Below are 24,532 nucleotides of genomic sequence, written 5' to 3'. Positions count from 1 at the left end.
ATGAGGAAGGTTTTGATTATCGATACATCGATTCTCTGCGTTTACCTGGAAGTTCCTGGAAAAGAGACTTGTGGGTCGGATAATAATAGATGGAATAAGCAGCGAGTTGTTGAGCTTTTGGAAAAAGAAGAAAAAGCATCGACAACGTTTGTACTACCCTTGGCTGCTATTATCGAAACTGGTAATCATATTGCTCAAGCTAGAATAAAAAGGTATGAAACTGCCCAAGCTTTAGCTGAGATTATGGAGAAAGCAGCAGATGAAAAAACACCTTGGGCAGCTTTCACAGATCAGTCAGTGCTTTGGGACGCTCAAGGACTGAAAAAATTAGCAGTCGAATGGTCTCAACTCGCAGCACAAAAAGTTTCAATAGGTGATGCTACCATCAAAACTGTAGCAGAATACTACGCAAAAACTTGTTGGCAGGTGGAGATTCTCACCGGTGATGATGGACTTAAGGCATACCAACCCACTACACCAGCTCCAACTCCCAGACGCAGGAGAAGTAGATGAGCTGAGGGCGTGACAAGTGCTTACGCATTTTGTAGGGTGAGCATTGCCTGTTTCCCACTCCCCTACCTGCCCGAATTCACCAAAGCAATGCCCACCAACCTTTGAGAATGCGATCGCGGCATTAGTATTTTATCCTCACACTATAGGTTATTTTCACTTCCTCCTAATCTTAATGGGTAGTGCTATATCTCCTCTTATCTCCTCTTGATATTTTCCCCCCGCGCCCCCGCCCCACACTCCCTGTTTAACCCTAAATGTAAAAAACCTACCCCTACTCCCTACTCCCTACTCCCTACTCCCTACTCCCTACTCCCTACTCCCTACTCCCTACTCCCTACTCCCTTTGGTAAAGTAAAAATTAACAATTAACAAACTGTCATCAGCACATCCTGATGCATCCTTGCCCGGTCTACCAATGACTGAATTTGGTCTTTAGTCAATGGTTCACCATTAGCATAGTGTTCTAGCCAGGTTTTACTAATCACATTTGGGTCATCTGGTAAACTAGCAACATCCCATCCAGGTAAATCCAGTTGCTCCATCAAGTAGTTAACTTTGGGGTCATAACTGAGGGCAAAACATCGACATTCTTCCGCTGCTGCCATAATCAAACTGTGGTAGCGCATCCCAATCGCCATTTCCACCCCCCGAAATAATCCTTTCAATTCTCTAGGGTCTTCTATACAAAAGATCTGATGGGGACCGGTTAACTGAGACGCAATAGATTGAGCAATGGTCAAATCTCGGGAAGCTTGGAAAGGGACTAATAAAATACAGGTTTGTGTCGCTTTCTGAAAATCCACTAAGGCATGGGTCAGATTATTCAGGCGTTTGGGAGTTAGGGTAGAATGCGATCGCAAAGTAACTGCTACTCTTGGTGCTGGTAAATCCCACAATCCTGGTACAGGTTTGGAGTCTAATGCCCAAACTGGATCGGGAGCCATAATAAACGGAATTTCCCAATCCGCTAGGAGTGTCGCTGAGCCATAATCCCTGACACTGACTGCTGTACATCCGGTGAAGGACCGCTGGGCTAGCCAACCAATCAGCCGACGCTTAATTGGACCAACCCCCTGGGCCCAAGCAATGGTTTTCAGACCCATCCTTTGGGCTAATCCCATTAAACCACAGTAGTAGAGAGGGCTAGCGGCACTAGTCACATCTTGGATTAAACTACCACCCCCCCAGATGAATAGTTCCGAAAAGCGCATGGCCTTGAGCACTGGTAGGGTAGACATGCGATCGCAACTTTCTACTCCATAGCGCTGACGAGTTTGACTAGGGTTACCGGAAAGGACTATCGGCTTCACTGACTTTGGGAGCATTTGCAGCAGTGACGCTAACAAGGCTTCATCGCCACCGTTGCCCTTGCCGTAATATCCACATAAAACTGCTTTGACTTGCTTCATGCCTTCAACTCGTCTTGCCTACGACTCCCTATATTCCCATCCGTGAGTGTAAAAAAAATGCCAATTAAAGTAGGGTGGGCAAAGTAATATTATCTAGAATACTCACGCATAACCAAACTATTTTTGCCCACCCTACAAGCTATAGTGCCATCCGTTAGATCCCTTAACCCATCAATTGCCCCTGATTGGAGCTTATTGCATCCGATCAATAGTACGATATTGAATGGCTTCAGCAACATGTTGGGTTTTAAGGTCATCATCACCACTCAGGTCGGCAATGGTACGGGCAACTTTGAGAATACGGTCGGTGCCTCTAGCAGAAAGACCAAGTTTGCGAATAGCCCCTTCTAATACATTACGGGAAGTATCATCTAATTTACAGAATCGACGTAGATGATGGCTTTGCATCTGAGCATTGCAATGAAGAGTGGGTTCAGTGTGGAAGCGGTGATGAGTGCGATCGCGTGCGACTTGGACTCGTTCTCGCACCGGTGCTGATTCTTCTCCTGTAGACTCTCTAGTGATTTCTTCAGGTTTAAGCCGATTCACAGCTACTTGTAAATCAATGCGATCCATTAATGGTCCTGATAGCTTCGACCAATATTGTTCCCGTTGGCGAGGGGAACAGGTGCAAGGTTGGATCGGGTCACCAAAGTATCCACAGGGACAGGGATTGGTACTAGCCACTAAGGTAAACTGAGCAGGAAACTGTACCGATTGGCGGGTGCGGGAAATAGTGACTTGTCCGTCTTCCAAAGGTTGGCGTAGGAACTCTAAGACATTGCGCTTGAATTCTGTCAACTCGTCTAAAAATAGAACTCCCCGGTGGGCTAAGGAAATTTCTCCCGGTTTCGGAAAACTACCACCACCCACAAGAGATGGGCCAGAGGCGGAATGATGGGGACTGCGAAAAGGGCGATCGCAGATCAGTTTGCCGCGATTTTTCAATAAGCCAGCAACAGAATAAATTTGAGTGACTTCCAAAGCTTCAGCAAAACTCAACGGTGGCAAAATTCCCGGTAATCGTCGCGCCAACATGGTTTTACCACTGCCAGGAGGACCGACAAAGATTAAATTATGTCCCCCAGCCGCAGCAATTTCTAACGCTCGACGCCCATGAGCCTGACCTTTAACATCCTTCAAATCCGGTGCAGTGGACTGGGTTACTTGCAACTGCCCCACGCTATCAATCTCTACCGGTGAATAGCGGTTTGGCTGGTTAAGGAAATCAGCAACATCTGATAGGTGCTCAAATCCATACACAGTGATGCCATTCACCACTGCAGCTTCTGTAGCATTGTCAGCAGGAACCACTAACCCAGTAATTCCCATTTGCTTTGCTGCCGCAGCAATTGGAAGTACACCAGCCACAGGTCGCAAACTGCCATCAAGGGACACTTCTCCGAGAAATAGGTGGTCTCCCAATAACTGAGGATTTAACTGTTCCGATGCCGCTAAAATACCAACACTGATCGGTAAATCAAAACTAGGACCTTCTTTCCGTAAGTCAGCCGGGGTCAGGTTAATCACAATCTTGCGTATCGGAAAGGCAAAACCAGCATTTTTCAGTGCTGCTTTCACCCGTTCTCGCGACTCTTGGACAGCGGTATCCGGTAAACCAACGACTACAATTCCCGGTAAGCCACCGGACACATCTACTTCAACCCCTACTTTGACAGCATCAATGCCGATAATTGAACCACTCCAAACCCTAGCCAGCATAGTGTTAGCCTGATACGTGTTTTGGGACAAGGAAAAAATAAGAGGACTTACGCGGTTAAGTGTCTTTCGCCCCCCTAGCCCCCCAATTCTGGGGGGTAATGATGTCAAAGTTCCCCATAATTGGGGGACCAACGGGGGCAAATGCGTAAGTCCTGACTAAAATCAGGGGAGAGTGGGAAAACTCCCCATCTCCCCATTACCAGTCTCACTTTTTCCTTCGTTTCTCTTTTTAGAAACCTTCACTTAAAGGCAAGTATAGTGCTTATCGCCTGGAGAGTTTAACCGGAAAATTACATAAATACTGATATCCTTTCGATAACAGGGATATAACCTAGGATTTTCGGGGAATCGGGAATCGGGAATCGGGAATCGGGAATCGGGAATCGGGAATCGGTAATCAGTAATCAGTAATCTTACCAACATTACCCATTAGCAATTACCTATTACCAAAAATCCAGGGACTATTTGGGAAGACATTAATCCAACAGCCCCTTCTACCGTCAAGTAGGAATTGATCTGATTCGTCGTATCTTGCGCCAGGAAAGGAACGCTGGGCGGCTCGAATGCCTTGGGCGAGGGCCAGATGCCCGTTGGCGGAAGAAATAGGTACTGTACCTATTAAATAGGTACTGACAAGCTAGTTAGTACCTATTTAAGGGGAATTTCCGTTGGAGAAGCTGTGTGCTCAGGCTTGTGTTCGCACCTTCAAAGCCCCGTGGCAACCACAACCGTTGCTCATCTGAACGAAATACCAGCTTTTTTTACCGGCGTTGCTAAATCACGGTATGATTTCACTAACTGGCGATGTTCCAAAAGAACCGTTTCCCGAACGCTTTTTGAAAAATCCATCACATCAATCACAGTTTAATTCTAAAGGCCGGTTTCCGCCTATTGAGAAAACTTCGTTTGGGGAGTTGGGAGTTGGTTGGGAAGGAGTTCCAGGGGAATTATGGGCGATCGCGTAGCGTGCGCCGGTGCGCAATCGCGTAGAGGATTAGATTCACTCAACCTCCCGCCATCGGGAGGTTGTAGGCATAGTCTCACACTCGTGGGCTCAAGGGTTGCTTTCATGTCCAAGTTTGTCGCCTTCTCACTTTATCTGATTTCTGGAGGAAGCGATTGCCAATCATCTTGTTCGATGCGAGCCACTAACTCAAACCACCCTTTCCCATCCGGTCGAAATACTACTGCTTCTCCCTGAGCGACCTTTAAACCAGTTAGAGCCTTAATGTTTGTACTGTGGGCAGATAAAACCGTATTCGTCCCTACCCTGGGGACTGTCTGTAGCATCTCATGAAGATTTTTCCAAAGCCCTACTGGATCATAACTGGGTGTGTCTGGAATAGCGTTTAGGCTTTTGACAACTTCGATCTCCGCCACATCCTCATTGAAAGCATACCAAAGTGTTTCGATGCAGCGACAAGCCGGACTTGCCAGGACTCTACCTACAGGGATGTTGAGCTGTTTAAAATGCTCTCCAACATTCTGCATATCGACCAAACCATCAGCACTTAAGGGTCGTCCAGGATCTAAACACTCTTGAAACTGGTCAGGCAATTGGTCAACCGCATCTGGTCGCACATTTCTGACAGCATTTCCGTGTCTAAAATAAATGACATGACCCCCTTTTTGCAAAGTACTCAATAGTTCTGCGGCAGTAGAGTCACCCTCAATCGTCAGTGCTTTTGCTTCTGGGGACGAGCTTTGCAATCCCACAAGAGCAAGGCTTAAGGCGACAACAGCAGAACTAATGAAACTAAACCCTTTGATGCTGTTCCTTTTTTTCATGATTAATTAATTAGTACAGGTTAGTACAGGGCAAACGCATCTAAATTTTATTGACATCTGTCATTTATCTTTAGTCATTGGTCATTAAGTTGTTGTTGTTTTGACTTCATGGTGTTGCTGATTATGGCTATGATTGTGCTCCCCTAGCCCCTTAATTTTGATACCGCTGGCGAAACATTTATTAACAAGCTGAAAGCCCTAACCAACCGGGACTTTAGCAAAATCAAATGATCGCGCATTCACACTTCAATTCAGCAACACCTGCCACAGATTGTGATTGACTTAGCGCAACTTTTGGCGTTGCTGAATCGAGCAATGAATAGGAGTAGAGTGGGCATCCTGCCCGCCCGAAGATTGTAACGGGCAAGATGCCCATTCCACGGCAAGATGCCTATTCCACAGGTGCGACCCGTGGCGAATTTAATAATTAGATGCGGAAAGCGCACCTAAAAACTCTTAAAATCATTCCATTATTAAGCAACGCCCAACTTTTTACACCTAGACCTGGGTGCGCTATTGCCGCACCCAGCACAGGATGTTGGGTTTAGTTATTTGGATAAGATTCAGCAGGTTTTTGGGAATCTTCATCTGTGAGAGTTTTGTAAGGCATGCCGTCAAATTTCTCACTTTTACTGACTCGATAGTAGGCGCTCACAAAGGTCAATACAAAGATGATCCAGATACCAACACCCCAAATTACATACTTATGTAGTTCCTGGATCGATACTGTTTTTTTTGTGAGCTTAACTGTTGTTGTTGATTGTTGCATAGTACCTCTGTTGTCAGATCTGTAATCTTGTCACATATGTGCCGTGTGTAACTATTCAGCTATCAGCTATCAGCTTAAGCGCTACTTGAGATGCTACTTGAGGTGCTATCAGCCTATGCACTACGCCCACGCTAGGCGAACAGCTTTCAGTATTCAGCTATCAGCTTAAGCGCTACTTGAGATGCTACTTGAGGTGCTATCAGCTAATGCGCTACGCCCACGCTACACCAAACAGCTTTCAGTATTCAGCTATCAGCTAATACGCTACGCCCACGCTACACCGAACAGCTTTCAGTATTCAGTATTGAGCTTTCAGCCATTCGCGTAGCGTGGCCTTTTGGCCTTGGCCAAGACTCACGCTACACGAATGGCTGACCACTGACCGCTGACCACTGACCGCTGACCGCTGACCGCTGACCGCTAAGGGCTGAATCCTTACTGCGGTGTTAGATATGTCAGTGCTACTTAGGCATGAGCGGTAAATAGGTAAAAATTGGATGCCAGTTCATAATTGTGGCAGCGGCGATGAACGTAAATAGCCAAAAGATCAGGGTCTTTGCTTGGACTTGGCGATTCTGCCAAAGTTGAGCCAAGATAAACCAACTGAGAAGCCATCCTACTAGCATTACCGTTTCTTTGCCAGAGTAGCTGCCGATCTCGCCATAAATTGGATCTGGATTCCGACTGCCTGGAATCCAACCCCCTAGATCCCAAACAATTTTGTTCCAAACTTTGTAAATGGATGTTAGGTGTTGGTTAACCATTAACAGGAAACAACTAAATGCAGCACTAAGCAATGCCGCTGCTGCTGGTCCAGAGAGCGTTGGGGGAGATTTAGAGCCAGAGGCTAAACCCTTTGGAAATTGTTTAAGCTGTGTCCAAAATTGGCTGTATAGAGGTTGACTAGAAAAGTCTTGAGAGGAGTGTTGAGACATTTTTCTTGAGCAATATTCTACAGAGAAAGAATTTTAAAAACAAAAAACAGCTATAGACCATGGGTTTTAGCGACATTGAGTCCGCTAACAAAACCACCCAGGGCGAAAAACATCATCGCCATCAAGGCAATACTGGTAGCTGCTAGTACAGGACGGTTTTTCTTCTCTAAAATTGAGTCGCCATATTTCCAGAGAACCCAGGTGCAGGCAACTCCCAGCGGCAGAGTAAACAGGACTGTAAATTCGTGATACTCCATGAATAGGTAATGAACCAGCGGAGTATTTTCTCTGATCCAGGCGCGCGCACCCCCCAGAGGAGCACGGTAGCGCATATAGGCCCAATTACCAGAAACGATTGCCAAAAAAGCTAAGCAAGATGACCAAAAGGTCAATGTGCGGACTTGGGGCAAGATCTTAGCAGACCCTCTTAACAAAGGAAAAGCCAGATGTCCTGCATAGGCAATAACCAGCACTGCTAACATCGCAGCAGACCCATGGATAGCTCCCATTGTCCGTTGCCAGGGGCTAGGGCTTAACAAACTAACAACAGGTAAAAACAGGAATAGACCAGCAGATAGAATGCCAATGCCGTAGACGCACACAGTGGCAATGTCAATCGATCTGGGAAAAGTTGAGGTATGTGTTGAGGTATTTGATTCAATGGATGGTTGCACCATGATTAAGCAAGCAATCTAGAGCTTGATCAGTAGCAGGGTAAGCGTAAGAATGAATACTGACAGGTATTACCCTTAACAATATTGATAATAAAGTGCAATAGTCCTGAAAAGTGCTAAAAATAAAAGCTTAATATTTTTATAATCTTTGCCCTAGATCACATTTGGGCTCAATTTTTATTGCCCTTAGCCTGGTTATCAGTAGGCGATTTATGACAGCAATTTACATATCTATTGCTATTGATTAGTTAATAAAACTGAGATGATGACAGATATTGGGAAATATCAGACAGCAATATGTATTAGATTGTCAAACTTACCCCTCTTACCCCTCTTACTCCTTTTACCCCTCTTACCCCTTTTACACGTTTTACACGCTTATCCTCCCTTCGTCTCTCCCTCTTGCCTATAAGTTTTTTTTATGATAACAATTATTATAACAAATGGAATATAACCACAGGGTAAACGCATCTAATTTTCTGAATCATATATATAGTGTTTTTTTTATTAAAAAAACACTATATGTGTAAAATGCCTGGTCAATAAGCACAAGAGCATGATCAGCTTATTCAAACACCTGAATATCCGGGGGATACATGCAGGGTAAGCGCAAGAAAAATTGAGCCAAAATGTGATGTAGGGCAAGGATTAAGACAATATTAAGCCTTGATGCTCAGCACTATTGATTTTTATTATCAATATTTTTTATAAAAATCCTGCCTTATTGATTCTTGCCCTTACCCTGGCGTTTATAGCGTTTTCAAATCAAATGTGAAACTAGGATTGATGGTATAGCGCTGCGCTATACCTTGTTCAGAGCTTGGTCAAAGGCCGTCAACAGGGATTCCAGGGAAAAAGTTTCCTTAGCATGGATATAACCCTGCTTGGCTAGCCTATCTGCAGCGATTGGATCACTGAGCAAATTACCAATGACCTTAGCCAGTGCTACTGAATCTCCTGGCGCTACCAAGTGACCAGTCACGCCATCCTGAATCAATTCCACTGCACCACCAGCAGCAGCAGCAACTACGGGTCGTTTTGCCAACTGACCCTCGACAATCACCCGACCAAAGGGTTCCGGTTCAGTAGAGGTATGGAGTACAATATTGCAAGCAGACATTAATGCTGGCACGTCATTGCGAAATCCCAGCATGTGAACACGACCAGCAAGTTCTGGTGCCGCAGCCATAGCTTCGAGCCGTGAGGCGTATTCTGCTTCACCAAATAGGGCTTTACCAACCAACAGGGCGTGTACATTGGGGAGTTCCCGTAAGGCTTCTAGTAAAATATGCTGACCTTTCCAGTAAGATAGCCGACTGAATACACCAACCAGTGGAGCATCACCAATGCCGAGCTGGTCACGGATTTGAGCGGATTGATCCGATGCCAGATTATCGAAGGGGTCTGAAGCAATGCCGTTGTAAACTAGTGTTACTAGGTCTTCGCGTCCCCCAGCAGCGATAAAGGCTTGACCAGTAGCACGAGAATTGACCAATATTTGAGATACTCGACGATTAGCTAGGAAAACGGCTATGGCACGATTGACCGAGCTAAAGTGTTGTGCAGTTACAATATCTCGCAGGTGCCAAACCACTGGACGACCGCCCATCAATGTTGCGATCGCAGCAGCAATGAACGCTTTTTGGGAGTTGGCGTGTACTAGCTCAAACTCACGTCCAGCTGCTGCTATTTGACGAGCCATCCACCACAGGGCAGGTAATGCCTTAACAGCACTGAGTCCCCCTGAAGTCCTTACGGCTAAGATGGATTGGGGTGCAGGTATGACCTTGACCTTCACCTGTGCAGCTTCGAGCCGTTCCCGGAACGGGCCATCGGCAAACAGCAGGACTTCGCTGGTGTCCCGGTAGGCAGTCGCGAGATCCAGCAGGCTTAACTCAGCTCCCCCCAAAACGGCGGCATGATCGACAAAAAGGACTCGACGGCGCTTCATAAGAGTGGGTAGTCCAAAAAGAGTGTTTCAAACGTGCAAAAGCTCACAGACTAATCTGAACACTGATATCGACTATAGCTTTTTATAGTTTAATGAGGTACATTTATTTTTATTCTTGCTCTGAAGCTCCCTATTATGAAGCTGCATGCTTCCTAAAACCAATAATAAACGTACCTCACCTAATTAAAAATTGCTATAAGTGTTGATTAATTGATCGCAGCTTGATAAACCGATTTAATTCGTTGAGCAATCACCGGCCAAGTATAGTGCTCATGAACATAAGCTTCACAAGCCTCAGAGCTAGGGAGTTGACGCTTACCAGAAAATACCTCGATCATGCCCTGAGCAAGTTGATCAACAGAAGTCCCTTCAAACAATAAGTCTTCCGAAAAAGGCTGTAGAATCTCTGGAATACTATCTACAGGTGTTCCTAGAACTGGCGTTCCATTCACCAATGACTCAATAACAATTAGACCAAAGCCTTCCCATGCCACGGTTGGCACAACTGAGAAAGTAGCAGCACGGTAAGCTAGGGCTAAATCTTGGTCCGACACAAAACCCAACAACCGCACATGCTCAGTCAGTCCTAATGCTTCAATCTGTGCTTGCAAGGTTGGCATCAGTGTGCCTTTACCCGCTATCAGTAGCAGCACGTCTGGATAGCGCTTACGCACCTGATCCACTGCTGCAATTAAATTTTCTAAGCCCATGCGTTTAGCTAAGCGTCGCACAGCTAAGATAATTGGTCGGTCTTGAGGCCAGCCTAGTTTTGACCGTGCTTCCTGGGGTGTAATGGTGGTGTCGAAACGCTCGGTATCAACCCCCGGAGGAATGATGTGAATGCGCTCTAGTGGGATATGATACTCTTGGTGCAAGGTGTTGCGGAAAGCCTCAGAAAGTACGATAAACTTAGCTATCCGTTTGTAAGTCACCCGCTCTAGCATCCATTTTAACCGAGTCGCAACGGTATTGCTGCCTTCTACATGCCCTTCTAATGCCCAAGGTCCTTGGAAGTGCATCACCATTGGGCGACTGTCTAATTGATCGAGGATGGGAAAGGTATATAAAGCAAAGTGGGAGACTACTAGGGGGTAGTCTTCCTCCTTCAGCACTCGATGCATCGTCTGTCGGATACTGCTCCAGCGTTGCCAGAGAGGAGATTCATGGCTAGCAAAGGCTTGGACTTGACCACCGGAGTTTTCAGATACAGCGGTTGAGCCTGCCACTAAGCCATGCATCTCCACACCAGCTTGGGGTAAGTAACGAGTGCAATCGTAATAAACTCGGTTGAGTCCTCCTGCTTGTTCAGGGAACCAACCCATACCAATTTGAAGTGTTTTCACAGTACTATAGCCTCGATAGTTTTTGTTATAGCAAAGGGAAGAGGGAGTCGGGAGTCGGGAGTCGGGAGTCGGGAGTAGGGAGTAGCGGGAAAAAAATTGAATGTACCTGATAAGTATGATCAACGCTATCAATTAAATTGGTAAGCTGCTGTGCCTTTAAATTGCCTATTTTCCAATTAGGAAAAAACCTGAAAAACCACCACATCTTCACCCCATCTCCCCATCTCCCCATCTCCCCAAAGCGCTCCCATTCAAAATTTAAATGCACAACAGCTTAGCTTAGGGGTCCATCTTTATCCGGTACATTAAAGCTTTAGCGTAAAAATCCTCTTCGGCAAATAGCAAGTATTCTCCATTTTTTCTTCGCACTACTCTTAAGGCCATCGGGACATCTAGCCAACCTGTGGTTGATTTGACTTCTGGGCCGGGGTTTATTTTGCCAATCTCTTGACCTGTGCGAAAATCATAAACTCGCACTTTAGGGTATCGATTCGGATCTTTTTCAAAACTATTATCGACATAGCCGACAAATAAATAGTCTCCCGAAACAGCCATACTTTTCGGTAAATCTGGTCTGACTCCTTTGGAGGTTTGATTGTAAGAAATGACTATTTCACCGGCTTTTTGTGGCGCTTTACTCCAATTGATATATTTGACAGCTCTGTTACCAATCAATCCCCAATCACCCCTTTTATCAAACGTCGGGGAATATCCAGCAATGTACATGGTATCGGTTTTCGGATGATACTCAAGTCGTTGAATAATTTTAAATTCCTTTGGCATGTCAAAGGATTGTTGATTGTTAATATCGTAAATCGGGCTGCCGTAGGCATCAAACCCTTTAAGGGATAGTTTTTTAATCCCGTTTGTTGATGTACCTATCCAGATATTACCGTCATCATCAGGCCAAAATGCCCAAGCCCGATAATTTTGTCCTTGATTATATTGACCTTGTTCAGCCTGTTCCTCTTGTCCATTACCGTTTTTATCTTGCCAATACCGATAATCCAATTGACTTCCCCAAAATGAGGCAGTGGGAATAGCAACTTCCCCATCAGTGTCCGGATTAAACCGATAAACATGGATACCAGCTGACTCGGTATACATACTATTAGTAAACATCAGCTTTCGACCTTTAACCCGGCGAATCATAGCACCAGCATTATGCTTGATAGTCTTCTTAATTCGCTTATCATTAGGATACTTAAAGGGATTAACGGTATGGGCGACATGAGTCCATTCTTGACCTGATGATTTACTGTAATCTAGTTTAAACTGTTGATTTTTCGTATGAACAACAGTTTCATCCGCTGGATCAATATCAGGAATGTCAATAAATAAGAGACCTTGCAATTTCCAATTGATAGTGCCATCCAGTTTGTAGCTATCCACGGTTAATCCACCGGCTTGCCAAGCGTAAATTCGACTGGGATCACTGGCGACATAAATATTATTATCCTGATCGACTCCAATCCCGGTAATGGAATTAAAATGTAAGGGTCTAATTTTACCAATTTCCTGAGGACTTCCGCTGTATATTCCTCCTTTAACACCAAAGGTTCCATCAGGAGTTGGATTTCCACTGCTGTCTATATTTTTAAAGATTTTAATCTGGTTATCAAGTCCACCATCTCCTACTAATAGGCGATTTTGATTATCCACAACAATAGCTGTAGGGATGCGAACCGAATCAATTTTACCTTGAACTTTGCCCGTTTCTATATTTAACTTAAGTATCTTATTGGTCTTGTTCTGGATAACCCACAATGAGCCAGTTTTATCTAAGGCTAACTTACCCGGTTGATTCACTGACCATTTTTTAACCGGTTTCATGGTTTGGGCATCATAAACTTTGATTTTATTGTTAGGGGTATCACTAACATATAAGCGACTATTATCTGCTGCAATTCCCCGAATCAAACCTTGATTGGTATTGATAATCAACATACTATTATCATAGCCATTACCCCCCTTAAACTTTGCTCCTTTATAATTACTTCTGTTATAGCGACGAACACAATACCATTTATCATCAGAATTCGGATATCCTACGCCATAGCGACCCGTTTGTTTCATCGCCATGTAAATATAGTTATCATTCACTGCGATCGCAGTTCCCCCGGATCGTCCCCAACCATGGGTAGCATCGAGTTGACCAAGAACATCACCATTTTTATAAACCCCCCCTTCTCTACCAGCTTCATCCCAGGGAGCATTAGCATAAACCGTACCATCGGGACTTACAGCCATCGCTAAAATCGATAGCTGGACATGTTTATCCTTGCCGGGAAGCTCACCTCCGGGACCATAGGTATTACCGATCCAAGAGGTAGTGTAAGTCAACCGTTGGCTTGGGTTGGATTCAGCAGTTATAGTGTCATTGTTGCTAATCACAGAATGGGCAATAATTACCAAAACAGCGATCACAGGAACAATCGCAGCATATTGCCATTCGGGGATAGGTCTTGACATAGTTTTTTCCCTGAACTCGAAACTATTTAAAAGACTGAAGACTCAAGGGTGAAGGTTGTTCGCGAAGCGTGGCCAATAGGCCAAGGTTAGATGGTTGAAGGTTGTTCGCGAAGCGTGGCCAATAGGCCAAGGTTGAAGGTTGTTCGCGAAGCGTGGCCAATAGGCCAAGGTTAGATGGTTGAAGGTTGTTCGCGAAGCGTGGCCAATAGGCCAAGGTTGAAGGTTGAAGGTTGTTCGCGAAGCGTGGCCAATAGGCCAAGGTTAGACGGTTGAAGGTTGTTCGCGAAGCGTGGCCAATAGGCCAAGGTTAGACGGTTGAAGGTTGTTCGCGAAGCGTGGCCAATAGGCCAAGGTTGAAGACTGTAATATGATGTCCGCATAATTACCCTTAATAAAAATCTCCCCATCTCCCCATCTCCCCATCTCCCCCTGCCCGAGCCCCACACTTTGATTATGGGTATTCAACCGGACTTGATCTCAGAAGCTGATGATAAACAGTAGTAATCTTCTCCACCATAGTGGTGACGGTTAGTTCCTCAATGTTTTGCTGTGCTGCACGTCTTAATCTATCCTGTTCAGATGGACTAGCCAGAAGCATCTCGATCTGATCTGCCAGTGCGATCGCATTTTTAGGAGGAACTAGCACCCCTGCCTTACCGTAATCTAGTACTTCGGGAATACCATCGACGCTAGTAGCAACAATCGGGCAACCCACCTGTCGTGCTTCCATCAAAACCAGACCGAAAGACTCACGGTGTGAAGCCAGGACAAAAACATCCGCTGCCATCATGTAAGCTTGAGGATTTTTTTGAAAACCCTCGAAGTGGATACGATCAGCAACTGAGGATGCCGCAGCTTGAGTTTCAAACATTTGACGGTCGGGACCATCTCCTACTAAGTACAAATGTGCCTTAGGACAACCCTTAGCGACTTGCTCAAAAGCGCTAATTAACTCAGTAATTCCCTTACGTCGGTTCATGCCAGCTACGGTAACAATAGCTGGATGTTCCAAAGCTTTAGGAGTGCAGGTATCTAAAGCCGGTAATCGAGGACTGCCTAGAGTGCAATTCTTGATCACAGGCATTTTCCCCATGGGAATACCCCGCTTAGACATCGACGTTGCTACCGCATCACTCACGGAAATCACCCGTTCAGCCAATCCCATCACTACTGAGCTACGTTGGTGAACATTGTGAATATGGGATACTAGCTTATATTTTGCTGAACCCCTTAGGAACCAAGCTAGGACTACTCCCGTCATCATGTGTCCATGGACAATATCTGGCTGAAATTCTGCGATTATCCCTCGATAACGCCCAGCAGCCTTGAGCAAATGCAAAGGTTTTCGGGTCTGATCGAGTTCAAAGTGAGTGACGCCATAACGGCTTAGCAATGTTTCATATCCGCCGCCAGCAGAGGCAATAGCAACCTCATGACCGGCTTTCGCTTGCTCACAGGCAACGTCAATCGCTACATTGACAATACCATTACCAGTTTCTTTAATATGGTTTAAGATATGGAGTATACGCATCAAACCTCTCCCAAAAAGCAAAGCACCGCCATATTTGACCTATAAGTTAGTTTATAAGTTAGTTAGGAATTGGTAGTTGAAACATCCGGGTGTTCCTTCCGCTGTTCCTTTCCATCTCCTACTTCTGTTATTCTTCTGTCAGTGCCATTGATCAGAAAATTTTCATAAATCTTTTCTTTAGTAGTGTTCACTTCAGCAATACTTTCCATGTCCGAAGAAAGCTTATTTTGATGCTGGTGATACTTATGTGCTGCCATAGTTAGACCCAAAAATCCCCAAATATAACATCCCCCGACACCAAGCATGGCGCTACCAATCGGTAGCCCGATTAAATTACTCAAACCAATAGCACGAGCAGTACTCATGAAGGAATCACGGCGAATCTCAGGATATTGGAAGACACTATATACCAGCAGGAGCAATCCACACATATACGGGAGAGTTCCAAACCAGCCTAATGTAAAAAACATATCTAAAATGCCACTGTCAATCACAACGCTTCGGATTTCCCCTTGTTCGATAGTGAATGTGTTTCCAATCCCATTACCTAGAACCATAGAAAGAGCTTTGCCAAGACTCTCTTCATAGATCTGTTGTCTAACTTCTGCGCTGTGATCATTTCCAAGGTCAGAAAATGTTGCCAAACGACTACCAATTACTTCCGAGAATGGCTCAATAGTGGTTAACGGCACGATACACATTGCCATGACCAAGATAGAAATAATGATGCGCATCTGGATTTTGGGTTTGAGTGAACTGGTTAGGGAAGCCAGTCCAAAGAACCAGCTCGCCCACATCGTCCGTGACAAGGTTAGTAGAAAAGACAAATAACCAGCTATGGAAGCAGGAATACGTAAAGGACTGTTATTATTAAATAACAACAGGAGACCCACCATCATGGTTGCGGCAAACGGTCCAGTGGAATTCATTGTGCTCCACAAACGAATACCAAACGGTTCGGGATTGCCCATCGAGAACATTCTGGCGTTGATCAGCCAAAATCGATCCCACTCCGGTGCAATCACATATTGCACTAAGCCATAGACTCCCATCACCAATACACCCCAGAGGAATGTGCGCTGAATGTTTTGGCGATAGCGAGGATAATCTCGCCAATTTATAAATAAGTAGAAACCTAACAGAATTGGGGTAAACCAGTCGATCAGTCCTCGAATCGCGAAAATAGGAGTGCTTTTAATCAGACCAATGATAAAGCCATACAAAATACTGGTGAATCCCAAAATAAAAGGCAAACCCCCCTGTTTATAGGCTCTAGGAAGGTATTTTAAAAAGGTATCCACAGTAATCCATGTCACCACAGGCGCTACTAGCAATACTGGACTCGGATTAACCCAGTTACTGCGATAGTCAATTAAACGACGAACCAATGGCATCAGAAACCATAGCCACCACATAAAACCTAAGTAGAGGACAGGATACCGTCGATAGAGAAAAAGGCCAACGGCAAACCCTACCACAGGCAGGATAATACGCAGAAGGCTGCCAGCACCAGCAATAATGCCCAGTATTGTAATCACAACAAATAACAGGATGGCTGTCCAAGCAGGGGCTGGTTCTAGTTTGATAGGAATTCCTTTTGTCATTAGGTCTTAGGGATTATATCAAGTCCGGTTTAATACCTATAATTAATGGGAGGGTGGGGAGGGTGGGGAGGATGGGGCGGGGGCGCGGGGAGATGGGGAGATGGGGAGATGGAGAAGATTTTGATTAAGGATAATTATCGTGACATAATATTTAGATATACAGCAGTTTTCAATATTTCGTATTCCGAGATCTGCTATTCCCTTTCCACATTTAGTCAACAGTCAACCAAATAACCTACCCTACGGGAACGCCAAAGGCGAACAACCAAATAACCTACCCTACGGGAACGCCAAAGGCGAACAACCAAATAACCTTGGCCTATTGGCCACGCTTCGCGAACAACCTTCAACCAAATAACCTTGGCCTATTGGCCACGCTTCGCGAACAACCTTCAACCAAATAACCTTGGCCTATTGGCCACGCTTCGCGAACAACCTTCAACCAAATAACCTTCCACAGTCCCTTTTCCTAGCCTAAGCACTTTTTCCAGCTCAACCAACCCTGCCAACGTCCACGCAAAGAAGCAAGCCACTTTTGTCCTGCTAAAAGTCCTTCCTTGGGGAAAGACCGCAAACATTGTAGGAAACCCGGTTGAACTCGCGTTCCGACCAATGTTGACCAAACTATAAATATAATCCGTTGTAGAACAGGGAAGTAATCTAACAAAACTATAGTTTCATTATGTGCCGCATTAATTAGGGCAGTATCGCTAAAAACTATGCCTCGCTGATCCTCATCAAAACGCTGTGCTGGATAGTGGTCTACTGCTACCCCTGGGTCATAAATCAGCTTCCAACCCGCTTTTCTTAGGGCTAGACTAAACCCCAGATCATTATGGACTTGAGCTCCCGTCCCTCGCAGACGCTGATCAAAGCGCAAACCGGATATAGCAGTTCGTCGATAGCTCATGTTAGCTCCCTTAAGGATATCCACCTCGCGAGGTAAACCTACCCCCAGGTGATGATTACCAATCACCCTTCCATACCATTGCACTCGACCTACTCGTTCTTTAGCACCATTTTCCAGGTAGTTACCCAGATGTACCCAATCCCGTCCACCGACACCCCCGATCCGGTGATCGGACAGAAAGTGAGTTTCAATATAAGCTAACCAATTGCTACGGGGAGCAGCATCATCATCGGTAATCGCAATAATATCTCCCTGTGCTGCATCAAGACCTGCGTTGAGAGCGGCCACTTGCCCCGGAATACTTAATTTCACAGGACGCATGGGTAAAACCTCAGGGTTGAATGCTTCAAGAAACTCCCAAGTTTCAGCATCAGTATCCCGTACAATCACCAAGACCTCATCCGCTGGTCGAGTTTGCTTCTCCAGGGCCTTTAAACACCGTTCTAGGTCTTTTGGACGGCGATAGGTGGGGACTATAACAGTGATTCTCATTTCTTCTACGGTTGAGTTAGGTTGAAGGTTGGAGGTTGAAGGTTGTTTGTCAGAATGCAGAATGTAGAATGCAGAATGTAGAATGAAGAATGAAGAATGAAGAATGAAGAATGAAGAATGAAGAATGAAGAATGAAGAATGAAGAATGGTGAATGGTGAAGGCAGAATGGTGAAGGCAGAATGGTGAAGGCAGAATGGTGAAGGCAGAAGGCAGAATTCTAAATTCTAAATTCTAAATTCTAAATTCTAAATTCTAAATTCTAAATTCTAAATTCTAAATTCTAAATTCTAAACAGATTACTATCCTGCTGTTTGAGACCGTAAATAACTCTGTAGAGTACTTAACCAACCTTTTACCATACCTTTCAACTGTAATTCCATATAAATTGTCCATTCAAAGACAGGACGAAAGCCCAATTTCGATAAGAACATGCGAAATCGCAAAGCTGGTGAATCTCCTAACTCTTTCAATAGAGCAATCAGCTCGGTGCGTTCTACCTCATTGAAGAGTGGACGATAACAGTATGCTGTGTGTCTTAAGGCCAGTTTACGACGCTGCTGCTCAATCACCTTTGTCTCCCAACCCCGTCGCTTAAAAGCAGGCAAAATACTGTCTTCAAAAACCCGAATACATCCTTGTAATTCAATATTTTTGCGCTTAGGACGTAGATTTTTAGCATCAGTCCAAACGCGATAACAGGCTAATATCTCATTGGCATAAACGTTTCCATAACCCGCATCTGCCATTCTGACCCACATGTTATAGTCCTGTACAAAATCGGGACTATCTTCATAAAACCTAACTGCTGGCAACGCTTCAGCCCGAAACATAGCGATATTGGCAGCTACTTTTACCCCAAAAACTGCGGCTAGTAGTGATTCGTCTGCGCTCTGAAACTCGTGCTGTCTTGCAATACGTCGCACAGCTCGATTGTGACTGCGTTCATCAATTTCTTGCACAGCACTATGGGCATAACCCGCCTCTGGATGGTTCTCTAGCAGGGGTAGTAACGTTTCTACATAGTTGGGTAACAGGGCATCATCTGAATCCAAACGAACAATAAATTCAGTGTTTGGCTGTTTCAAAACCCAATTGTTGTTAGCCGCCATACCTAGGTTTTTAGGCTGTCGATAGTACCGTACTTGAGGAAACTGCTGGCATAGTTGTGCCATAACCTCAGGGGTTTCATCAGTGCTAGCGTCGTCTGACACCCAAACTTCCACATTAGGATAGGTTTGACGGCAAGCGCTACCCACTGACTCCCATAAGTACTGGGCTTGATTATAGGTAGGAATGCAAATAGCAACTGGTTTCATGTCCTGCATCAGGAGTAGTTCCTTTATACGAAAATTATATTACAATCAAATAACCGTAAGAACTGTTTAATTTTCCTTCGTCAAAAGTGCTATTTTTTTATTCAACAGCAACAAATAGCTATCCGGTCATTTTCCCAAAAAGGCTCTATAGGGTTATTTATTGACTAAAAAAAAATTAACAAATTGTTTCAATAGTCCTGATTTACCAGACAAATATTATACTATCACCTTTTTATCTTGCCAGAGCATAAAATAATTGCTTAAAGACCACTTATCGACCAGAGTCGGTACTACTGTTAGCCGTTGACAGTCAACAGTCAACATTCAACAAAAACCAATCAATTACAATAGGGATCCGTTTAGGAATTGTGATAATTTTTGATGCCATATTCCCTACCCCCTGCTCCGAAGTCCCTGCTCCCTTTGCGAAACATTAAATTTAGACTACTTGATCAGTTCTTCACATAAATCCACATAGCTTTGTGCCATCTTTTCCCAACTGTATTGGGCGGCTATCTTTGGTGCAGCTTGGCTCATCTGTTTCCTTTTTTCAGGATTAGTAGCCAGAAGACTTAACTCCTTTGCCAAAGCCTGGGTATCGTTGGGGTCAGACAAGACCACTCCGCAGGCTGGGGTAACTAATTCAGCCCCCCCGGCTGTGCTTGCTGTAATCACTGGCAAGCCAGAAGCCATTGCTTCTAGGAGCACTAGTGTGCAAGCTTCATAGCGGGATGGGAAAACAAATAAATCCACCGCCCGCATAATCTCAGGGAGGTCACGTCGGTACCCGAGAAAATGTACCCGTTCGCTGACATTTAGGCTTGCGGCTAGCTGAGGATAGGGACTACCTTCTGTGATGCCAGCAACAGCTAGGTGTAACTCAGGCACTTGGACTAAGGCGTGCAAAATTGTATCCAAGTTCTTCCGAGGTGTTCGGATGTCTCCAGCAAAAAATGCTAAAGGCACTCCCTCGGGAAGACCCAATTGTTTGCGGTCAGCCACACCGGGATAAAATTCTTGTAAGTCAACACCATTCACAATCACCCGAATGGATTCAGGGGGTACACCAATGTCTACTAATTCTTTCTTGACCTTTCCGGAAACTGCGACTACTACTTTTGCCTGACGGAAGGATTTTTTTTCCCAATGGGCATTCAAGGTTGTAACTAGCCACTGGTAAAGACCATACAAATCCCGACGTAGCCGAGAGGTATGGGCAGGCGATCGCAACCAAGAACTGTGGACAAAATGTACAGCATTCACATCTGAGCCAGCTCTGGTAATGGACCCGTTAACCTTTACTAAGTTGAGCTCACTACGGTGTTGATTTAACCAATTGCCACTCCGCCAGGAAAAGACTAGATGACGAATTAGTGCTGTTGGCCACCTTTTAACTGGAATGAAAATCCAGTTTACCTGATTACTCTGCTGGAGTTCTGGGGCGACATTACTGGCTAATAAGGTGACGTGATGACCGCGACGAATGGCTTCTTTGGCCACTTCATAGTTGACTCGACCTTGGCCATCATTTTTCATGACTTTGTGGGTAACGATACAGAGTTTCATAAGTAGCTATCCTGTTAAAATTATCGAAAACTCTGACTAGTGCATCCTTGGCAGAAGTCTTTAATACTAAATCCGGTTCTCATACCCCTTTTGGTGAGAAATCCTTAAGACTACATCATCCTTAACCACCAGTATGAGTTAAAAACCTTTGTGAATACCGCGTTTTGCTGGGATACTCCGGTTGAGAGAAAGGCACGACAGCCGTTAGAACAGGCGTTAATTCAGCGATGGAAATTACTTTTTAACAAAGAGTATGGAAATGGTGGGGTCAGCCATTAGGATGATTTGTTCTAGGAAAATCTCAGCTTACAATATCTAAGTGATCGCATTCTTGCAAGCCTTTCAAAAACTTAAACTGACCCGACCCAAACAAATGCAGGATATCTTGAGCGCGAGTCATTGAAACGTAAAGTTCCCGTCTAGCCTCGGCTTCATCTCCCACGCCAAACTGCTGCACCCACAGAAGAATCACGGCTTTGAACTCCAGACCGAGGGAAGACTTGGCGGTAATCAGTCTTACTCCTGGATGACGGATGCTGTAATTCTCCTTGTTTTTATTGTCTTTACAGACCCAATAGTAGCCCAAGCCCGATTCTAACTGTTGAGTCAGAAAGCTAAACGGTTCCTTTTCGTAGTCTTTCAAATACCGATAGATGATAGCGATGTCTTGGGGTTGGTAGCCTTGACTGGTGAGTTGCTGAATTTGTGCGATCGCATTTTCAACTTCTGCCATTCGACTCTCACACAGATACAGAGTTGGACGTTTTCCCTGGCGGAGTGCAGCAGAGGGTTTAACAACGGGAAAGGTTTCTTCTCCATCTTCTTTAATCGAGAATGACTGAACTAAATCCCAAGCGGCGGATAAGATTTCTTTGGTGTTTCGATAGTTGTCCTTGAGTTTCTTAACTCTGCCCTTTGCCTTGATTCCGACTGACTTCCAGGTGAACTTTTGGCGTTTGTAGATACTTTGACTTTTATCCGAAACGATAAGCAAGTCACCATTATCTGGGTCTTTGAGTGCCTCTTTGCAACACCTAAACCAATTGGGATAGAAGGTGTGAGCTTCATCAACAAGTACAGCATCCCATTTTTCTTCTGTGGGAATATCAGATAGGGCTTCCAAAAGGAGATCAGCTAACACCTCGTTAGATTCTTCTTCTGAGTTGTAATCTTTGAAATTGGGTAATCGGCCCATGATGGATTTAGCCCAAGCGTGGAAGTGTATAACTCGAATCCGTTCTTGATAGAGGGGATTGTTTTCTTCTTCGATAAGCGATCGCAAGTAGGCTGCTAATGTTTTGTTGAAGCACAGAATCAGGACTCGTTTGTTGAAGTTTTCCCCAGCGAGATACTTGGCGCGACTAAGTAAGATTATAGTTTTGCCTGACCCCACTACGCCACAGAACAATCGATGACCATGGCCAAGAGAACGAGCCAACTGTTCCTGTTTATTGTCCAGAGTTTTGATTACAGTTGCATCGGGTTTGAGGGGAAATCCAGAGGGCACACTTTTAATTGTTGCAGGTTCTTTATTGACAACAACTTCAGGATGAATGACACCCTTGATAGTGCTAATTTGGTCATCTTCCAAACCCATAAACTTAAACCGAACAGTGAACATATCCTCTAATCGCTTCATCAAAGCCCGTTCACCGATACCATCCCATTCGAGCAATTCATCTCTGTAGACAACTTGAGGCTTCTCCAGAATTGAGTAGATGTTTTCATTTCTGGCTTTGGCTTCAGAGATATTAGTCATTATCGCCCCGAATCCAATGGGAAAGGCTAACTTTCCTTGATAGTCCTCCTCATCTTGACAGAGAATTGAGTAACTTTTGAGTTTATTAAGCAATGTATCCCGATAACCCTTGCCCTGTCTCAATGGGGATTGTTGAGTTTCAATCCGTCCATTCATTCGTTTAATTTTAAAGTTTGGATCACTTGCCCGTAGAATTTGGCTAGCTTTCCAACCTTTCACCTCCAGGATTAATAGTCCCAATGTCGGTCCGAGAATGATGAAATCGGGGTAGCGTCTGTTTATGTTGGGTTCATACCATACATGACAATCATCGGGGAGTTCATCTCTGAGGATTTTGAAGAGTCGCTTTTCTCCACTGCTTGCTTTTGAGGGGATTGCATCTGGAACGATTAATGCCATTGACAGATTCCTTGGAATTTATGTTTCTATTACCAACATAGATAATGAATTGCCAGAGGTAAAAAGTGAAGATATGGATTTTATGAGATATCTGCTTTATAAATTATACTAAATATGGTTCTCATACCCCTTTTATTTTCCTGGGCTATATTATTGACGATGGAACTGGATTTGGTCAATTTTTATAAAGGGGTTGTGAGAATCGTATTTGGTATAAATACCTGATCTAGCAATCCTAATTTAAACCTTAGATAAATCAGAAGGACTATAGCTATATTCTTCCCTATTATCCCGATATTCCTCAATATATTTGTCCAGCATATCGATAACTTTGGCATCTACTTTGTCATCGAACTTGCGGGCAAAATGCTTACCAGAAGTAATCATTGACTCAAAATCTTGGACACCCATGATGGCTGGATAGGGAGGAGTCCAAGAGATATAACGTTTGTTATCATTGACTATTTTTAGCATCGACTGGTTGAGCAGGATGCTCTGGATGAAAGACTCATCTGGTACGAGTGTGTTTCGATAGTGTTCTACAAATGCTGGGTTACGCTGAACAAATTGATGGATATATTGAATACAGCGATAGGAAAGTGTGTGCCACTGAGAACCCGCGTAGCACTGAAACTCTGGAGTGAAAGGTGTTGAAACGCAACGGATTGCTATTCTGGCACCAAACTTACCAGCCCTGATCCGGACTAGGGGCTGCCAATTGACAACACGATATAGTTTATATACTATAGTCTTTAGACTAGCTGGCAGCTTATAGTAGCGAAAAAAATAGCGCTCTATGCCCAAATCTTTGCCCCACTGCCAAGCTGTTTCTGGTGGTTCTTGTACCGGAAAATATTCCATAAATCCGTCATATTCGGTGTTCTGCAAGAACTGCTCGATTTGGCTGATTGGCTGAATAGGATAGTCTTGACCAGAGAGGAAGATTAACCAGTCAAATGTCACCGAATTATCTATTAACCAGTTGATGCAGCGAAGTTCCATTTCCACCATAGAAAAATCTGCCCACTCAACTGGAACATAGTCTTCCAGGATGTGAACATTGTTGATATGCTCAAAAGAAGTTGGGCTAAGGCTCGACTTAGATTGATCATGGTGAATTAAGACCTGGGACTCAGGGTTACCAGTCTTAAGTTTCTTGACTAGTCTGACAATTTGGTCTGGATTGCTATGAGAAGCAATTAGGTAAACAATTTTAGTCATGATTGACTCTTAGGTTTAAATATTAGCGAATTTTATTCGCGTTTTATCTATCAAGCCTTACCCAGTAACTATACCTGTGTAATGTGTTATTAACGCCCCCTACTACTTAAGTACTACCTATTACTTAAGTCCTATTTATAAAGGATAGGACTTAAGA

General features: G+C 44.4%; 24 protein-coding genes. 3 read left to right on the top strand and 21 right to left on the bottom strand.

What is annotated here, in order from left to right:
- Window positions 1–513: a hypothetical protein gene (locus F6J94_RS07660; protein ID WP_293038766.1), complete on the top strand. Its 513-nt coding sequence runs from the start codon at window positions 1–3 to the stop codon at window positions 511–513.
- A 204-nt stretch (window positions 514–717) separates the two neighbouring features.
- Window positions 718–882 (top strand): hypothetical protein, encoded by a 165-nt coding sequence (locus F6J94_RS07655; protein ID WP_293038764.1) that lies wholly within the window; start codon window positions 718–720, stop codon window positions 880–882.
- Here the strand turns inward: F6J94_RS07655 and csaB are convergent.
- The 16 genes from csaB to F6J94_RS07575 form a co-directional block, all read right to left on the bottom strand.
- On the bottom strand, window positions 879–1,922 hold the full coding sequence (gene csaB / locus F6J94_RS07650) for a polysaccharide pyruvyl transferase CsaB (protein WP_293038762.1): 1,044 nt from the start codon (window positions 1,920–1,922) through the stop codon (window positions 879–881). The two genes, F6J94_RS07655 and csaB, sit on opposite strands and share 4 nt — an antisense overlap.
- A 192-nt stretch (window positions 1,923–2,114) precedes the next feature.
- Entirely contained in the window at window positions 2,115–3,644 is a 1,530-nt protein-coding gene (locus F6J94_RS07645) for a YifB family Mg chelatase-like AAA ATPase (protein WP_293019979.1), read from the bottom strand.
- A 243-nt stretch (window positions 3,645–3,887) separates the two neighbouring features.
- The gene (locus F6J94_RS07640; protein ID WP_293038760.1) at window positions 3,888–4,067 is read right to left on the bottom strand and encodes a hypothetical protein; all 180 of its coding nucleotides are present in this window, start codon (window positions 4,065–4,067) and stop codon (window positions 3,888–3,890) included.
- A 465-nt stretch (window positions 4,068–4,532) separates the two neighbouring features.
- Entirely contained in the window at window positions 4,533–4,688 is a 156-nt protein-coding gene (locus tag F6J94_RS07635; protein ID WP_293019982.1) for a hypothetical protein, read from the bottom strand.
- A gap of 51 nt (window positions 4,689–4,739) precedes the next feature.
- The gene (locus F6J94_RS07630; RefSeq protein ID WP_293019984.1) at window positions 4,740–5,432 is read right to left on the bottom strand and encodes a hypothetical protein; all 693 of its coding nucleotides are present in this window, start codon (window positions 5,430–5,432) and stop codon (window positions 4,740–4,742) included.
- Between the two features lie 544 nt (window positions 5,433–5,976).
- Window positions 5,977–6,201, bottom strand: a complete 225-nt coding sequence (locus F6J94_RS07625; RefSeq protein WP_293019988.1) for a hypothetical protein — start codon at window positions 6,199–6,201, stop codon at window positions 5,977–5,979.
- 461 nt (window positions 6,202–6,662) lie between these two features.
- Entirely contained in the window at window positions 6,663–7,136 is a 474-nt protein-coding gene (locus tag F6J94_RS07620; protein WP_293038758.1) for a hypothetical protein, read from the bottom strand.
- 50 nt (window positions 7,137–7,186) lie between these two features.
- The gene (locus F6J94_RS07615; protein ID WP_293038756.1) at window positions 7,187–7,813 is read right to left on the bottom strand and encodes a hypothetical protein; all 627 of its coding nucleotides are present in this window, start codon (window positions 7,811–7,813) and stop codon (window positions 7,187–7,189) included.
- A gap of 799 nt (window positions 7,814–8,612) precedes the next feature.
- Entirely contained in the window at window positions 8,613–9,761 is a 1,149-nt protein-coding gene (locus tag F6J94_RS07610; RefSeq protein WP_293038754.1) for a glycosyltransferase family 4 protein, read from the bottom strand.
- Window positions 9,762–9,967: 206 nt separating this feature from the next.
- A complete protein-coding gene (locus tag F6J94_RS07605; protein WP_293038752.1) occupies window positions 9,968–11,227 on the bottom strand; it encodes a glycosyltransferase family 4 protein in 1,260 nt (419 codons plus the stop codon).
- On the bottom strand, window positions 11,130–11,336 hold the full coding sequence (locus tag F6J94_RS07600; protein ID WP_293038750.1) for a hypothetical protein: 207 nt from the start codon (window positions 11,334–11,336) through the stop codon (window positions 11,130–11,132). The genes F6J94_RS07605 and F6J94_RS07600 overlap by 98 nt, the downstream gene beginning before the upstream one ends.
- Window positions 11,337–11,383: 47 nt before the next feature.
- Window positions 11,384–13,576: a hypothetical protein gene (locus F6J94_RS07595; protein ID WP_293038748.1), complete on the bottom strand. Its 2,193-nt coding sequence runs from the start codon at window positions 13,574–13,576 to the stop codon at window positions 11,384–11,386.
- Between the two features lie 22 nt (window positions 13,577–13,598).
- Window positions 13,599–13,835 carry a hypothetical protein gene (locus F6J94_RS07590; RefSeq protein WP_293038746.1) on the bottom strand — a complete coding sequence of 79 codons (237 nt, stop codon included), beginning with the start codon at window positions 13,833–13,835 and terminating at the stop codon, window positions 13,599–13,601.
- 2 nt (window positions 13,836–13,837) lie between these two features.
- The gene (locus F6J94_RS07585; RefSeq protein ID WP_293020000.1) at window positions 13,838–13,999 is read right to left on the bottom strand and encodes a hypothetical protein; all 162 of its coding nucleotides are present in this window, start codon (window positions 13,997–13,999) and stop codon (window positions 13,838–13,840) included.
- Between the two features lie 28 nt (window positions 14,000–14,027).
- Complete coding sequence (locus F6J94_RS07580) at window positions 14,028–15,107, bottom strand: glycosyltransferase (protein ID WP_293038744.1); 1,080 nt, start codon at window positions 15,105–15,107, stop codon at window positions 14,028–14,030.
- A 62-nt stretch (window positions 15,108–15,169) separates the two neighbouring features.
- Window positions 15,170–16,711 carry an O-antigen ligase domain-containing protein gene (locus F6J94_RS07575; RefSeq protein WP_293038742.1) on the bottom strand — a complete coding sequence of 514 codons (1,542 nt, stop codon included), beginning with the start codon at window positions 16,709–16,711 and terminating at the stop codon, window positions 15,170–15,172.
- Window positions 16,712–16,756: 45 nt separating this feature from the next.
- Here F6J94_RS07575 and F6J94_RS07570 point away from each other — a divergent pair, with 45 nt between their 5' ends.
- The gene (locus F6J94_RS07570; RefSeq protein ID WP_293038740.1) at window positions 16,757–16,945 is read left to right on the top strand and encodes a hypothetical protein; all 189 of its coding nucleotides are present in this window, start codon (window positions 16,757–16,759) and stop codon (window positions 16,943–16,945) included.
- A gap of 235 nt (window positions 16,946–17,180) precedes the next feature.
- Here F6J94_RS07570 and F6J94_RS07565 read toward each other — a convergent pair whose 3' ends face one another.
- From F6J94_RS07565 to F6J94_RS07545, 5 genes are all read right to left on the bottom strand, one after another.
- Window positions 17,181–18,113: a glycosyltransferase family 2 protein gene (locus F6J94_RS07565; protein WP_293038738.1), complete on the bottom strand. Its 933-nt coding sequence runs from the start codon at window positions 18,111–18,113 to the stop codon at window positions 17,181–17,183.
- A 300-nt stretch (window positions 18,114–18,413) separates the two neighbouring features.
- Window positions 18,414–19,439 (bottom strand): glycosyltransferase family 2 protein, encoded by a 1,026-nt coding sequence (locus F6J94_RS07560; protein ID WP_293038736.1) that lies wholly within the window; start codon window positions 19,437–19,439, stop codon window positions 18,414–18,416.
- 435 nt (window positions 19,440–19,874) lie between these two features.
- The gene (locus F6J94_RS07555) at window positions 19,875–20,996 is read right to left on the bottom strand and encodes a glycosyltransferase family 4 protein (protein ID WP_293038734.1); all 1,122 of its coding nucleotides are present in this window, start codon (window positions 20,994–20,996) and stop codon (window positions 19,875–19,877) included.
- Between the two features lie 301 nt (window positions 20,997–21,297).
- A complete protein-coding gene (locus tag F6J94_RS07550; RefSeq protein WP_293038732.1) occupies window positions 21,298–23,154 on the bottom strand; it encodes a nuclease-related domain-containing DEAD/DEAH box helicase in 1,857 nt (618 codons plus the stop codon).
- Between the two features lie 240 nt (window positions 23,155–23,394).
- Complete coding sequence (locus tag F6J94_RS07545) at window positions 23,395–24,375, bottom strand: beta-1,6-N-acetylglucosaminyltransferase (protein WP_293038730.1); 981 nt, start codon at window positions 24,373–24,375, stop codon at window positions 23,395–23,397.
- Window positions 24,376–24,532 lie beyond the last annotated feature (157 nt).

This window comes from Moorena sp. SIO1F2, assembly GCF_010672755.1.
GTDB lineage: Bacteria > Cyanobacteriota > Cyanobacteriia > Cyanobacteriales > Coleofasciculaceae > Moorena.
Note: the sequence above shows the minus strand (reverse complement) of the source record. Positions and strands in the feature narration are given on the sequence as shown.